This window comes from Pseudomonas sp. SWRI81, assembly GCF_014268545.1.
In the GTDB taxonomy this organism is placed as follows: domain Bacteria; phylum Pseudomonadota; class Gammaproteobacteria; order Pseudomonadales; family Pseudomonadaceae; genus Aquipseudomonas; species Aquipseudomonas hamedanensis.
This window is the reverse complement of the sequence record NZ_JABWQS010000031.1, coordinates 52,763-67,624: the sequence shown is the minus strand read 5'-3', so window position 1 is coordinate 67,624 and position 14,862 is coordinate 52,763. Positions and strand designations below refer to the sequence as shown.

The 14,862-nt window shown below is 59.9% G+C and carries 10 protein-coding genes; 6 read left to right on the top strand and 4 right to left on the bottom strand.

Annotation, left to right across the window (positions count from 1 at the left end; genetic code table 11):
• Nucleotides 1-2,601 (top strand): calcium-binding protein (locus tag HU765_RS18780; protein ID WP_186622227.1); only part of this gene is annotated, 2,601 nt, incomplete at its 5' end.
• A 167-nt stretch (nt 2,602-2,768) separates the two neighbouring features.
• Here HU765_RS18780 and HU765_RS18775 read toward each other — a convergent pair.
• Nucleotides 2,769-5,663, bottom strand: coding sequence for a ribonucleoside-diphosphate reductase subunit alpha (locus HU765_RS18775; RefSeq protein ID WP_186551711.1), 2,895 nt, complete (start codon nt 5,661-5,663; stop codon nt 2,769-2,771).
• 857 nt (nt 5,664-6,520) lie between these two features.
• Here HU765_RS18775 and HU765_RS18770 point away from each other — a divergent pair.
• Together HU765_RS18770 and HU765_RS18765 are read left to right on the top strand one after the other, a co-directional pair.
• Nucleotides 6,521-7,243, top strand: a complete 723-nt coding sequence (locus HU765_RS18770) for a response regulator (RefSeq protein WP_186551712.1) — start codon at nt 6,521-6,523, stop codon at nt 7,241-7,243.
• Nucleotides 7,240-8,850: an ATP-binding protein gene (locus HU765_RS18765; RefSeq protein ID WP_186622225.1), complete on the top strand. Its 1,611-nt coding sequence runs from the start codon at nt 7,240-7,242 to the stop codon at nt 8,848-8,850. Before HU765_RS18770 ends, HU765_RS18765 begins: the two co-directional genes overlap by 4 nt.
• A gap of 116 nt (nt 8,851-8,966) precedes the next feature.
• On the opposite strand, the gene HU765_RS18760 is transcribed toward HU765_RS18765, so the two are convergent.
• Together HU765_RS18760 and HU765_RS18755 are read right to left on the bottom strand one after the other, a co-directional pair.
• Nucleotides 8,967-9,692 carry a 4'-phosphopantetheinyl transferase superfamily protein gene (locus tag HU765_RS18760; RefSeq protein ID WP_202883676.1) on the bottom strand — a complete coding sequence of 242 codons (726 nt, stop codon included), beginning with the start codon at nt 9,690-9,692 and terminating at the stop codon, nt 8,967-8,969.
• A 140-nt stretch (nt 9,693-9,832) separates the two neighbouring features.
• The gene (locus HU765_RS18755; RefSeq protein WP_186622223.1) at nt 9,833-10,624 is read right to left on the bottom strand and encodes a dienelactone hydrolase family protein; all 792 of its coding nucleotides are present in this window, start codon (nt 10,622-10,624) and stop codon (nt 9,833-9,835) included.
• 143 nt (nt 10,625-10,767) lie between these two features.
• Between HU765_RS18755 and HU765_RS18750 the strand changes: the two genes are divergently transcribed.
• The 3 genes from HU765_RS18750 (at nt 10,768) to HU765_RS18740 (ending at nt 13,536) form a co-directional block, all read left to right on the top strand.
• Entirely contained in the window at nt 10,768-11,373 is a 606-nt protein-coding gene (locus HU765_RS18750) for a hypothetical protein (protein WP_186551715.1), read from the top strand.
• A gap of 142 nt (nt 11,374-11,515) precedes the next feature.
• Complete coding sequence (locus tag HU765_RS18745; RefSeq protein WP_186622221.1) at nt 11,516-12,193, top strand: response regulator transcription factor; 678 nt, start codon at nt 11,516-11,518, stop codon at nt 12,191-12,193.
• The gene (locus HU765_RS18740; protein WP_186622219.1) at nt 12,190-13,536 is read left to right on the top strand and encodes an ATP-binding protein; all 1,347 of its coding nucleotides are present in this window, start codon (nt 12,190-12,192) and stop codon (nt 13,534-13,536) included. Before HU765_RS18745 ends, HU765_RS18740 begins: the two co-directional genes overlap by 4 nt.
• Before the next feature lie 121 nt (nt 13,537-13,657).
• On the opposite strand, the gene HU765_RS18735 is transcribed toward HU765_RS18740, so the two are convergent.
• Entirely contained in the window at nt 13,658-14,656 is a 999-nt protein-coding gene (locus HU765_RS18735; RefSeq protein WP_186622217.1) for an AraC family transcriptional regulator, read from the bottom strand.
• Nucleotides 14,657-14,862: the final 206 nt, after the last annotated feature.

The following is a 14,862-nucleotide window of genomic DNA, read 5'->3' as shown; positions in this document are numbered from 1 at the left end:
CTCAATCACACCCTGGCAACCAACGTCGAGCGTCTGACTTACGTCGGTACTGGCAACTTTGTCGGTTACGGCAATGCGTCGGACAACGTCATTACCGGCGGGATCGGTAACGATTACCTGATGGGCGGCGCAGGTGCTGACCAGTTCATCGGTGGTGCCGGTAACGATGTAGTTGGTTATGGCGACAGCCCTGTGGCCGTGACGATCAACACCAAAACCGGGGTGAACTCCGGGATTGCAGCCGGTGATACCTATGTCGGCATCGAAAGTTTGCAGGGTTCCGGCAGCAACGACACCTTTATCAGTGGCGAAGCCGCGGACCAGTTTTACGGTTCGGGTGGTAACGACACCATTGATTATTCCGGCTCTGCCAGCGGCGTAACGGTGAGTCTGGTGGGTGGCGTGTCTGGCGTGGGTGGCGATGCCCAGGGCGACAAGCTGTGGGAATTTGAAACGGTCATCGGCTCGTCTTTCAATGACGTGTTGACCGGGCAAACCACGGGCAACGTCCTGAACGGCGGCGCTGGCGATGACATCTACTACGTCAACGGCACTTCGGTAAACGTCGTTGAAGCGGTGGGCGGCGGTGATGACGAAGTACGCACTGTTTTGCTCAATCACACCCTGGCAGCCAACGTTGAACGTCTTACTTACGTCGGCACCGGTAACTTCGTCGGTTACGGCAATGCCTCAGACAACATCATCACGGGCGGGGCCGGTGCCGATACGCTGTCGGGCGGAGCAGGTGCTGACCAGTTCATCGGTGGCGCCGGTAACGATATCGTGAGTTATGGCGACAGCCCTTCGGGTGTGACGATCAACACCAAAACCGGGGTGAACTCCGGGATCGCTTTCGGTGATACATACGTCGGTATCGAGTTCCTGCAAGGTTCTGGCAGCAATGACACCTTTATCAGCGGCGAAGCTGCGGATCAGTTTTTCGGTTCGGGCGGCACGGACACGATTGATTATTCCGGCTCTGCCAGCGGCGTAACGGTGAGTCTGGTCGGCGGTGTTGCAGGCGTGGGTGGCGATGCCCAGGGCGACAAGCTGTGGGAATTTGAAACGGTCATCGGCTCGTCTTTCAATGACGTCCTGACCGGGCAAACCACGGGCAACGTCCTGAACGGCGGCGCTGGCGATGACATCTACTACGTCAACGGCACTTCGGTAAACGTCGTTGAAGCGGTGGGCGGCGGTGATGACGAAGTACGCACTGTTTTGCTCAATCACACCCTGGCAGCCAACGTTGAACGTCTTACTTACGTCGGCACCGGTAACTTCGTCGGTTACGGCAATGCTTCGGACAACATCATCACGGGCGGGGCCGGTGCCGATACGCTGTCGGGCGGAGCAGGTGCTGACCAGTTCTTCGGTGGCGATGGTTTTGACACGGTCAGCTACGTTGACAGCCTCACGGGCGTGACAATCAACTCCAAAACCGGAGTCAGCACGGGTATCGCTGCCGGCGATTCCTACAACAGTATTGAACAGATCCGGAGCTCCAATTACGGCGATATCTTTGTCGGTAGTGCCGGCGTGGATCGTTTTGATGGTGGCAATGGCAACGACATTCTCAGCTTTGCGGGTGAGGATTCGGGCGTTACGCTGGATCTGAGTGCTGCGGTGCTTACCGGTATTGCGGCGGGGGATATCTATACGTCGATCGAGGCATTCCAAGGTTCCGCCTATGCCGATACCTTCACTGGCTCCGCCGCCGTGAGAGAGACCTTTATTGGCGGCGCTGGTGCTGATAGTTTGATTGGTGTCGGGCGTGGAGACTCTGCCTGGTACGTCAATAGCTCCGATGCGGTACAGGTCAATCTGCTGACAGGTTCCGGCACTGGCGGTGATGCCCAGGGGGACGCACTCATAAATATCGATAACCTCGTGGGCTCAGCCTTCAGTGACACCTTGACCGGTAATGCCTACGCCAACATGTTAGAGGGCGGTGACGGTAACGACATCCTGTATGGCGGTGATGGCAATGACACTCTCTATGGTCATAGCTTCACGGATACTGGCGCCCTGACTGTACCTTTCTCGACGGATAATCAGGCTGATACCATCTATGGTGGTAACGGCGATGATTACATCATTGGGTATGTGCGTGATGTCGGTTCAGTTTTCTATGGCGAAGCCGGCAATGACAACATTACGGTCATTTCGGGTATCGCCGACGGGGGCGATGGCAATGACACGTTAATGGGCTTGGGTCATGGCTATGAGCTGCGCGGTGGTGCCGGTGCCGACAAACTGTATCTGAGCGCTTCCGGTGACGGTTATGGTGGAGAGGGCAGCGATGCGTATTTTGTATCTTCCAAAACCATGGTCGCGATTTTCGATGACGGCACCACAGGGATCGATCTGGTCACTCTCAGAAATATCCAGAGTGTCAGCGATGTCCGGATCATGCAAAACGATCAGGGCGCCTACATCTTCAACGCCGCCGACCTGCAAAGCGGCAATCTGGACTCTGGCGTGTTCCTGAAAGACTGGTACAAGGGAGCCAACACCATTGAAACCTTCTACACCAACAACGGCGATTCCTTCACTATTCCGGTAGTGGGACAGGCAATGACCGAGTCCGTGATGGGCTGACGAAGGTTGCAATGTTGAAACGGCGAGTCCCGTAATAGGGCCTCGCCGTTTTTTATGCCTGTGGTTTTTTCCACGCAAAAAAAAACCCGACACACCAGAGGTCTGTCGGGGGTTTCTTTTGCCCGGAGCGTATCAGGCGTCTCGCAACGCCTGAAAATCAGCTCAGCTTATTGGCAAGCTTCGCAGTCCGGCTCGTCAATCGCGCAAGCCTTTGGCACTGGCGCCGGACCTGCCGGAGCGGCCAGAACCGAATCGTCGCCGTGGTTGCCGCCGCTGGAAACAGCGTTCAGCTTGCCGGTGTTGATGGTCGACTTCTCGGTGCTGGTCGCGGCCAGGGCACGGAGGTAGTAAGTGGTTTTCAGACCACGGTACCAGGCCATGCGGTAGGTCACGTCAAGCTTCTTGCCCGAGGCGCCAGCGATGTACAGGTTCAGCGACTGAGCCTGGTCGATCCACTTCTGACGACGGCTGGCGGCGTCAACGATCCACTTGGTATCCACTTCGAACGCAGTCGCGTAGAGCTCTTTGAGTTCTTGCGGGATGCGCTCGATCTGCTGAACAGAACCGTCGTAGTACTTCAGGTCGTTGATCATGACCGAGTCCCACAGACCGCGAGCCTTGAGGTCGCGAACCAGGTACGGGTTGATCACGGTGAATTCGCCCGACAGGTTCGATTTCACGTAGAGGTTCTGATAGGTCGGTTCGATCGACTGCGACACGCCGGTGATGTTGGCGATGGTCGCGGTCGGTGCGATGGCCATGATGTTCGAGTTGCGAATGCCTTTCTGTACACGGGCGCGAACCGGTGCCCAGTCCAGGGTTTCCTTCAGGTCGACATCGATGTACTGCTGGCCGCGCTGTTCGATCAGGATCTGTTGCGAATCCAGTGGCAGGATGCCTTTGGACCACAGCGAACCGTTGAACGTCTCGTAGGCACCGCGCTCGTCAGCCAGGTCGCAGGACGCCTGGATCGCGTAGTAGCTGACCGCCTCCATCGACTTGTCGGCGAACTCGACGGCAGCGTCGGAGCCGTAGGCGATGTGCTGCAGATACAACGCGTCCTGGAAGCCCATGATGCCCAGGCCGACCGGACGGTGGCGGAAGTTGGAGTTCTTCGCTTGCGGCACCGAGTAGTAGTTGATGTCGATCACGTTATCGAGCATGCGCACGGCAGTGTTCACGGTGCGTTGCAGCTTGGCGGTGTCCAGCTTGCCGTCGACGATGTGGTTCGGCAGGTTGATCGAGCCCAGGTTGCAAACGGCGATCTCGTCCTTGTTGGTGTTCAAGGTGATCTCGGTGCACAGGTTCGAGCTGTGGACCACGCCGACGTGCTGCTGCGGGCTGCGCAGGTTGCACGGGTCTTTGAAAGTCAGCCATGGGTGGCCGGTTTCGAACAGCATGGACAGCATCTTGCGCCACAGGTCTTTGGCCTGGATGGTCTTGAACAGCTTGACCTTGCCTGGGTATTCGGTCAGCGCTTCGTAGTACTCGTAGCGCTCTTCGAAGGCTTTACCGGTCAGGTCGTGCAGGTCCGGTACTTCGGATGGCGAGAACAGGGTCCACTTGCCGTCATCGAAGACGCGCTTCATGAACAGGTCAGGGATCCAGTTGGCGGTGTTCATGTCGTGGGTACGACGACGATCGTCACCGGTGTTCTTGCGCAGCTCGATGAACTCTTCGATGTCCATGTGCCAGGTTTCCAGGTAGGCACACACAGCGCCTTTGCGCTTGCCACCCTGGTTTACGGCCACAGCGGTGTCGTTCACCACTTTGAGGAACGGCACCACGCCTTGCGACTTGCCGTTGGTGCCCTTGATGTACGAGCCCAGTGCACGAACAGGCGTCCAGTCGTTGCCCAGGCCACCGGCGAATTTCGACAGCATGGCGTTGTCGTGGATCGCGTGATAGATGCCCGACAGGTCATCCGGCACGGTGGTCAGGTAGCAGCTCGACAGCTGTGGACGCAGGGTACCGGCGTTGAACAGGGTCGGGGTCGAAGCCATGTAGTCGAACGAGGACAGCAGGTTGTAGAACTCGATCGCACGGTCTTCTTTGTTCTTCTCTTCGATCGCAAGACCCATGGCCACGCGCATGAAGAAGATCTGCGGCAGTTCGAAACGCACGCCATCCTTGTGGATGAAGTAGCGGTCGTACAGGGTCTGCAGGCCCAGGTAGGTGAATTGCTGATCGCGCTCGTGGTTGATCGCCTTGCCCAGTTTTTCCAGGTCGAAGGTGGCCAGCACCGGGTTCAGCAGTTCGAACTCGATACCCTTGGCGATGTAGGCCGGCAGGGCCTTGGCGTACAGGTCGGCCATTTCGTGATGGGTGGCGCTTTCGGCGACTTCAAGGAAGTTCAGGCCTTCGGCACGCAGGGTGTCCATCAGCAGGCGGGCGGTGACGAACGAGTAGTTCGGCTCGCGCTCGACCAGGGTACGGGCCGTCATCACCAGGGCGGTGTTGACGTCGGTCAGGGCCACACCGTCGTACAGGTTTTTCAGGGTTTCGCGCTGGATCAGGTCGCCGTCGACTTCTTCCAGGCCTTCGCACGCTTCGGTGACGATGGTGTTCAGGCGGCCCATGTCCAGCGGCGCGAGGCTGCCGTCGGCGCGGGTGATGCGGATCGACGGGTGCGCGTTGACCGCGGCTTCGGCCGGGGCGTGGGCTGCGCGTTCTTTCGAACGGCCGTCACGGTAGATCACGTAGTCACGCGCGACTTTCTGCTCGCCGGCGCGCATCAGGGCCAGTTCAACCTGGTCCTGGATTTCTTCGATGTGGATGGTGCCGCCCGATGGCATGCGACGCTTGAAGGTTGCGGTGACCTGTTCGGTCAGGCGCGCAACGGTGTCGTGGATTCGCGACGAAGCGGCAGCGGTGCCGCCCTCAACTGCGAGAAACGCTTTGGTGATAGCGACGGTGATCTTGTCATCGGTGTAAGGAACGACAGTGCCATTACGCTTGATCACGCGCAGTTGACCAGGCGCGGTGGCTGCCAGATCCGAAGTCGAATCGGCGGCCTGCGGCAAGGTGCCCTGCGGGTTCTCGCGAGTTGTGTCGGTTTGCATGGGGGGTGGTCTCCACATTCTCTATGTTTGTTTGGCACCGTCATGGTGCTCACCGTTCTGTACCGAAGCACTGCAACCGACGGGCGTCGGCATTACAAACTTCGGAACAGTAGGAAAAAGGCTGCAACGCCGCATCCTTGCCGAAGTTTTGGCTGCGAGCCAATGCTCGCAACCGGATTCCTTCGCGGGTGACAGTCATGACTGCAACACCCATACCGTTTTGTCCGTTTCGGACTAAAAAAACGGCGCCATCCGCCAGTGCGGTTTGGGCTTGAAAAAACTTGCTCGTTCAACCGGAAACTCGCCATAAAGCGCTTGAGTTTCAGGCTTGAAATGTGGTTGGGCGTTTTGGGCGAAAACCCTATATGTAGGGTCTCCGTTTTCGCCGTGCTACAAGATAATGCGTTTCAGGGGAGGATTGCAACGTACTACCTGTGGATAAGCCTGTGCGTAAATTGTGTAAGAAAGAAGGAAAACGCGTGTAGGCCGCGAACCTGCTGAGCCAGACCGTTTGTCACTGTTTTTTCATCCGGAAAAACGCTTCAGCGGTTTTTTAAGGGCGCGAACCCTATCACAGAATTCCGCAGTGTCCGAACGCATTTACCGACTTGTTTTCCGAGTGATCGCCGTTTATACAATCGCTGGGTGTGCAGGCATTTTTATCCTCCTGAAACATGACAAAAAGACGGGAGGATTGCGCAAAAAACTGTAGGAGTGAGCCTGCTCGCGATAGCGTCTTTCCCTACAGCATCCTTATTGGCTGATCCACCGCTATCGCGAGCAGGCTCACTCCTACAGTGACCGTGTTAGCCAGGTGTTCTTCTTTCATCAATAAAAACAGCAAGCAGAGGTCACCGGTGGAGCAACAAACCTGGCAGGTATTGATCGTCGAGGATGACCAGCGGCTGGCCGAGCTCACGCGCGATTACCTGCAAGCCAATGGACTGCGCGTGGAAATCGAAGGCAATGGCGCGCTGGCGGCGGCGCGGATCATCAAGCAGCAGCCGGATCTGGTGATCCTCGATCTGATGCTGCCCGGCGAGGATGGTCTGAGCATCTGCCGCAAGGTGCGCAGCCAGTACGACGGGCCGATTCTGATGCTCACCGCGCGCACCGACGATGCCGATCAGATCCACGGCCTCGATCTGGGCGCTGACGATTACGTCTGCAAACCGGTGCGGCCGCGTCTGCTGCTGGCGCGGATCCAGGCGTTGCTGCGACGCAGTGACACACCGGAGCCACTCGCTGAAAAGTCCCGCCGCCTGCAATTCGGCCCGCTGATCGTCGATAACGCCCTGCGCGAAGCCTGGCTGAGCGACAACGGCATCGAGCTGACCAGTGCCGAGTTCGACCTGCTCTGGCTGCTGGTCTCCAATGCCGGGCGCATTCTGTCCCGCGAAGAAATCTTCACCGCATTGCGCGGCATCGGCTATGACGGCCAGGACCGCTCGATCGATGTACGCATTTCGCGCATCCGTCCGAAAATCGGCGATGACCCCGACCATCCGCGCCTGATTAAGACCATCCGCAGCAAAGGCTATCTGTTCGTCCCGGAAGCCTGCGCAGACCTGGCCCTGTGAACTCGATCTTCCTGCGCATCTACGGTGGCATGTGCGCCGCACTGATCCTCGTGGCGGTGCTCGGCGTACTGGCGCTGCACCTGCTCAATCAGGTGCGCAGCGAGCAATACCGCGAGCGTCTCGCGCATGGCACGTTCTCGCTGATGGCAGACAACCTGCAACCAATGAACCAGACCGAGCGCCATCGTGCGCTGCTGGTGTGGGAGCGCTTGCTCGGCATTCCGCTGACGCTGAAAAAGTTCGCCGAAACCGACCTCGATATGACCCAGCGCACCCGTGTGCTGCGCGGTCAGGCGCTGGTCGAGCAGACCGGTCCGCACGCGGCGAAGGTCTATCGGCTGGTTAGCGAAAAGGAACAGATGATGCTGGTGGGCGAGGTGCAGCAAATCAGCGAGCAACTGGCCCGGGCGACGATTTATCTGCTGGCCGATGAATTGGTGCGCGTGCCGGTCGCTGATCAGCCCCAACGTCTGGCGCAAATAAAGAAAGAAAAGGGCTTCGGCTTCGACTTGCGTCTGGTCACGGCGAATGACGCCGACATGGACGAGGATCAGAGTCGCCGGGTATCCGAGGGCGATACGGTGATGGCGCTGGGCAAGGGCGGCGATTCGATCCGCGTGTTTGCCGGCATGGTCGGCACGCCGTGGGTGCTGGAAATCGGCCCGCTGTATCAGATGAATCCCTATCCGCCGGAATGGCTGGTGCTGATTGCCGCCCTCGGCCTGACCCTGATCGGGCTCATCGTTTATTTGTTGGTGCGGCAACTGGAGCGGCGTTTGCGTGGGCTGGAAGCAGCGGCCACGCGCATCGCCAAGGGCAGCCTGGAAACCCGCGTGCCGGCGCGCGGAGCCGACTCGGTCGGGCGTCTGGCGTCGGCCTTCAATGGCATGGCCGAGCACTTGCAGCAGTTACTGGCGATCCAGCGTGAACTGGTGCGCGCGGTGTCCCACGAATTGCGCACGCCGGTGGCGCGGCTGCGTTTTGGTCTGGAAATGATCGGCTCGGCGACCACCCCGCAAGCGCTGGAAAAGTACCGTGAAGGCATGGACCATGATATCGAGGATCTCGACAAGCTGGTCGACGAAATGCTCACTTACGCCCGGCTGGAGCAGGGTTCGCCGGCCCTGACGTTCCAGCGCATCGACCTTGATGCACTGGTCAATCAAGTGATCGAAGAGCTGGCGCCGCTGCGCGCCGAAGTCACCGTGCAGCGCGGGTTGTGCCTGTCTTCTGCCGATAACGACGACGCCTGGGTCGAAGCCGAGCCGCGTTACCTGCACAGGGCGCTGCAGAATCTGGTGAGCAACGCCATGCGCCATGCGCAGTCGAAGGTCACGGTGAGCTATCAGGTCGGGCAGTTGCGTTGCCGCGTCGACGTCGAGGATGACGGGCCGGGCGTGCCGGAAGTGGCCTGGGAGCGGATTTTCACGCCGTTCCTGCGTCTGGATGACAGCCGCACGCGCGCGTCGGGCGGCCATGGCCTGGGGCTGTCGATTGTGCGGCGGATCATTCACTGGCATGACGGCCGGGCAATCATCGGCAAGAGCAAGAGTCTGGGTGGGGCTTGTTTCAGTTTGAGCTGGCCGAGGAATCAGGAGCGCCGGTAGGTGTGTGGTGGCAGGTCTGGCCTCATCGCGAGCAGGCTCACTCCTACATTTGGAATGCGTTTCCCCTGTAGGAGTGAGCCTGCTCGCGAAGGGGCCATGGCAGGCAACGCAAATCCTCAGGCAGCAATGCTGACCAGACTCAACAACTGCCCATCCCCAACCGAAAACTGTGCCTCCAGCTCAGTACCGTTGCGCCACTCGGAAGACAGATCGGTCAACAACCGCAGCCTGACCTGACCCGCCGCCGTCCACTCCAACACTTCGGCGTGCTCGAAATAAAAGCGCTGCTGCACGATCGGGTACAGCGCCTTGAACAGGCTTTCCTTCACTGAAAACGTCAGGGTCACCAGTAACGCCAGATGATCCTGCGACCCGGCCGCCATGCGCTGGATCTCCGTCGGCGTGAGGATTTCCCCGGCCAGGCGCTCGGCGCGCTCGTGGCTCAGCAGATTTTCCAGATCCATGCCCAAGCCGCGCCAGTCTTGCTTGTTGGCAACGATCGCGGCGGCGTGACCGGTGCTGTGAGTAATCGAGCCGCAGATGTGCGCCGGCCAGACCGGGGCGCGGTCTTCGCCGATGGCCGGGATCGTGTCCGTGCCGCCGAGTTGCGCTAGCGCGGCGCGGGCGCAGATCCGTCCGGCAAGGAATTCGGCCTGACGCTTGGCCACCGAGCGCTGAATGCTTGGCGGCGCGACGACGGCGCTGCGCTGGAAGTCATCGGCGAGCAGTCGCGCCGGATCAAACCGGGTGCTGAGCAGTACGGTGCCAGGCAACACCGTTGGCAATGGCCAACGACTGTCGAGCGCGGTGCAGCAGGCGGGCAGGGCGGGGGTGAGATTCATGGCGGGCATTTTGCCGGTTAGTCGGGGCAAGGTCGAGAATCGCGGTGAAGCTTTTCGCGAGCAGGCTCACTCCTACATTTGAAATGCATTCCCCTGTAGGAGTGAGCCTGCTCGCGATCGCCGCGCCGCGGTGTCTCTGATTAACCGAAAATCTTCTTCAAGAATGCCTGCATATCCGCCCAGGATTTTTCATCCGCCGCCTTGTTGTAGCCAATGTCCGGCCCGCCATGCTCGCCATGGCTCAAACGGTCGGCGTCCGGATTGCTGAAGCCATGCTTGGCACCCTCGAGACTGACGAACTTATAGTCCGCCCCGGCCTTGTCCATTTCCGCCTTGAACGCGGTGACATTGTCCTGAGTGACCATGCTGTCCAGCGCGCCATGCTCGACCAGGATCTTCGTTTTCACGCTGCCCGGGGTTGCCGGGGTCTTGGTCGCCAGCGCGCCATGGAAACTCACCACACCCGCCAGTGGCACGCCCTGACGCGCCGCATTCAACACCACGGCGCCACCGAAGCAATAACCGATGGCAGCGAGTTTGTTGACGTCGGTTTGCGGCTGTTTTTTCAGAAGGTCCAGCCCAGCGGCAAAACGTTTGCTGGCTGCATCGGCGTCCTTGGTCGCCGCTTGCATGAAGGCCATCGCGTCTTTCGGGTGCTCGGTGTTCTTGCCTTCGCCATACATGTCGATAGCCAGCGCGCTGTAGCCGAGTTCAGCCAAATCCCGTGCGCGACGCTTCGCATAGTCATTCAGCCCCCACCATTCGTGGACCACAACGACACCGGGGCGTGGGCCTTTGATCGCGTCGTCATAGGCGTAGTAGCCGATCAGTTTTGTACCGTCGGCGCTTTGATAGGGGATTTCTGCGGTCTTGATCGCAGCCTGGGTCAGGCTGCTGACGGCCAGCAAGGTGAGGGCGAGGAACAGGCGCATGGTCGGGTCTCCTTGATGTAAGTGGTCAGAACAGCCTAGACGATCTGGTTCAGCTTGGGTTCAGAGACGGTTCAGGGGCGGTACAGGGGCGGGTCAGTAACCTTGCGCCATACCCAAACAGCACTGTGAAAGAGGAAATACCCATGACTCGTTTAAACAAACTGCTGCTGGCTTTGACCGTAATGAGCGCCAGCATCGCGGCCCACGCCGACACCACTTCGAACTTCGCCGGCCTGAGCTTCGGCCAGACCAGCGACAAGATCAAAAAGTCCCACGCTTTGAATGACAACCTCGACCACCCCAACGCCACCGGGGCCATCGACGGCAACAACACCTACGGCGTGCGCCTCGGTCAGCAGAACAGTCAGGGTCGCTACTACGCCACCTACGACAACGTATCCGGTTCGCACAATGGCGTTAAACTGCGCCAGGAAAACCTGCTGGGCAGCTACGATCTGTTCTACCCGGTGGGCGGTAGCACCAAACTGTTCGGCGGCGCCACGGCGGGCCTGACCAAACTGACCCAGGAGTCGCCAGGCTTCAGCCGTGACAGCGACATCGGTTATGCAGTGGGTGGGCAGTTCGGTGTGTTGCAGCAAGTGTCGCAAAACACCTCGGTGGAACTCGGTTACCGTTACCTGCGCAGCAACGCCAGCACCGAGATGAGTGAGCGCGGCGGCAGCAAGCAAGGCTCGCTGGACCTGACCAGCAGCGCCCAGACGTACCTGTCGGCCAACTACTATTTCTAAGTTTCGCCTGGCCTGTGTGGGAGCGAGCTTGCTCGCGAAGGCAATGGTTCATTCAACACATCGTTGACTGAACAGACGTATTCGCGAGCAAGCTCGCTCCCACAGGTTGTGTATGTAGAGCTCAAGTGATGGGGAGAAAGGCATGAAACTGTTGGTCGTCGAAGATGAAGCGCTGTTGCGCCATCACCTGCAAACCCGCCTCACGGAGAGCGGTCACGTGGTCGAATCCGTGGCCAATGCCGAAGAAGCGCTGTACCAGACCGGACAGTTCAACTTCGATTTGGCGGTGATCGACCTCGGCCTGCCGGGCATGGGCGGCCTCGACCTGATCCGGCAGTTGCGTTCGGGCGGCAAGAGCTTTCCGATCCTGATCCTCACCGCACGCGGCAACTGGCAGGACAAGGTCGAAGGCCTCGCCGCCGGCGCCGACGATTACGTGGTCAAGCCGTTCCAGTTCGAAGAACTCGACGCACGCCTCAATGCGCTGTTGCGCCGCTCCAGCGGTTTCACTCAGTCGACCATTGTTGCCGGGCCGTTGCTGCTGGACCTCAATCGCAAACAGGCGAGCCTCGATGAACAACCGCTGGCGCTGACCGCCTACGAATACCGCATCCTCGAATACCTGATGCGTCACCACCAGCAAGTGGTGCCCAAGGATCGCTTGATGGAGCAGCTCTACCCGGATGACGACGAGCGTGATCCGAACGTGATCGAAGTGCTGGTCGGCCGTCTCCGCCGCAAGCTTGAAGCGCCGGCGGGGTTCAAACCGATCGACACCGTGCGCGGTCTCGGTTACCTGTTCAACGAGCGCTGCACTTGATTCGTTCCCTTCGCGTTCGTTTGATGCTCGCCGCCACCACGTTGGCGGTGTTGTTCATGCTCGCCTTGCTCCCGGCGATGCAGGGCGCATTCAGTCTGGCCTTGCAGGATTCCATCGAGCAGCGTCTGGCCTCTGATGTCACTACGCTGATCTCGGCCGCGCGCGTGGAAAACGGTCGGTTGGTGATGCCTTCACAATTGCCCGATGAGCGCTTCAACCTCACCGATTTTCGCCTGCTCGGCTATATCTACGACCGCGACGGCAAATTGGTGTGGCGGTCGAAAGCCACCCAGGAAGAGCAGATCAACTACAAACCGCGCTACGACGGCCTCGGCAACGAGTTCGCGCGGATTCGCGAAAGCAACGGCCAGGAATTCTTTGTCTACGACGTCGAAGTCAAACTGCTCGGCGGCAAGAGCGCGGCGTTCAGCATTGTCGCGCTGCAACCGGTGCGCGAATACGAAACCACCCTCGAAGGCCTGCGTGAAAACCTTTATCTGGGCTTCGGCGCGGCGTTGCTGGTGCTCCTCGCGTTGTTGTGGATCGGCCTGACCTGGGGCCTCAAGGCCTTGCGCCGACTCAGCCAGGAACTCGACGAAATCGAAGGTGGCACCCGCGAAAGCCTGACTGAAAAACACCCGCGTGAACTGCTGCGCCTGACCGGTTCGCTCAACCGCTTGCTGCTCAGCGAGCGTCAGCAGCGCAGCCGTTACCGCGATTCGCTCGATGACCTTGCTCACAGCCTGAAGACGCCACTGGCGGTGTTGCAAGGCGTCAGCGAAGACATGGCGCAGCGGCCTCAAGAGCGCGATCAGGCCTGGGTGCTGCAAAGCCAGATCGAGCGCATGAGCCAGCAGATCAGCTACCAACTGCAACGGGCCAGCCTGCGTAAAAGCGGCCTGGTGCGCCATCAGGTGCGTCTGCAACCGGTGCTCAAAAGCCTCTGTGACACGCTGGACAAGGTCTACCGCGACAAACACGTACGTGTCACGTTTGATCTGCCGGAGCATTGCTATGTGCCGATCGAACAGGGTGCCTTGCTGGAGATGCTCGGCAACCTGCTGGAAAACGCCTATCGCCTGTGCCTGGGCGAAGTGCGCGTCAGCGTGCGCGAGTCGCTCGCCGGGGTCGAGTTGTGCGTAGAAGACGACGGGCCGGGTGTGCCACTCGATCAACGCGCACGGATACTCGAACGCGGCGAACGCCTGGATGCGCAGCATCCGGGGCAGGGCATCGGGCTGGCGGTGGTCAAGGACATCATCGAAAGCTACAACGCCCGGCTGGCCCTGGGCGATTCGCCGATGGGCGGGGCGGCGTTCAGGATTCATTTTCCTGCGGTTTAGGTGGTGCCCTTTATGACGCTATCGCGAGCAGGCTCACTCCTACATTTGGAATGCGCACCCTTGTAGGAGTGAGCCTGCTCGCGATAGCGCCGGGCGCTTCAACGCAAGATTCGAGGCTGCCTCATTGCTCCTGCGCCCGATAAGCCCCCGGCGTCAGCCCCGTCCACTTCTTGAACGCCCGATGAAAGGCCGACGGCTCAGAGAAACCCAACTGCTCGGCAATCTGCTGCAACGACAGCTCCGCCCGGCCTAAATGGTAAATGGCGATATCCCGCCGCAGCTGATCCTTCAGTTCCTGAAAACTGGTGCCTTCTTCACGCAAGTGCCGGCGCAAGGTCTGCGGGCTGATGTGCAGGTGAGCCGCCACGGCTTCCAGATCCGGCCAGTGCGCGCTGTCGCGGCTGAGCAGGCGGCGCAAGCGGCTGCTGAGGCTGTCGCCGTCGTCCGGGCGCGAGAGCAGGTCGGCGGGGGAGCGTTCGAGGAAATGTTTGAGCGTGCGTTCGTCCTGCAACAGCGGCATGGCCAGGTAGCGGCTGTGAAACAGCAGGCTGCTTCGTTCGGTGCCGAAAACCATCGGGCAGGGAAACAGCAGGTCGTATTCGGCGCCGTGGTCGGGGCGCGGGTAGCTGAAGGTTGCCTGTTCGAGGCGAATCCGCTGGCCGATCAGCCAACTGCCGAGGCGATGCCAGATCACCAGCAGGCTCTCGGTGAGGAAGTGATCCGGGTCCCATAGCGGCGAATCGTCGAGGCTCAAACGCACCCATTCGTCTTCGCGATTCAAGGTCAGGCGCGGGGCATCGGGGAATAAGCTATAAAAAAGTAAACCGCGTTGCAGGGCCTTTTCCAGATTGCGGCAATGAATCGAGGCGTGGCACATCATGGCGAAAGTGCCGGGCTTGCTTGGCGCGTTGCCGAAGCCCAGGTACTCGTCATCCAGCGCCAGCCACAGCCCTTGAATCAGCCGGGTGAATTGCTCTGGAGCAATGCGCGCGCGCGGTTCGTCGAGCAGCTCCGGGCTGATGCCCAGTTGCAGCAGCAGGCCCGAATAATCGAAGCCCAGACGGCGCGCGCCACCGAGGGCGGCACGGGCGAAATGACTGGCAATGGTGCGTTCACGCATAAGCGGCAGATCCTTCCTCAGGCGCCGGATGGTAGCCGGGTGGCGCTGCTCGCAACAAGGCGGATTTCCGCCAAATTGCAGGACGCGAAACGGCAAGTTGGCGGAAATCCGCCACACACAGGTCACCGTCCGGTGACATGGAAAATCCCGCAGACCCTGATATCAAAAGGCTTGCTGGCAATCGCACCAATCTGGCACGGCGTTTG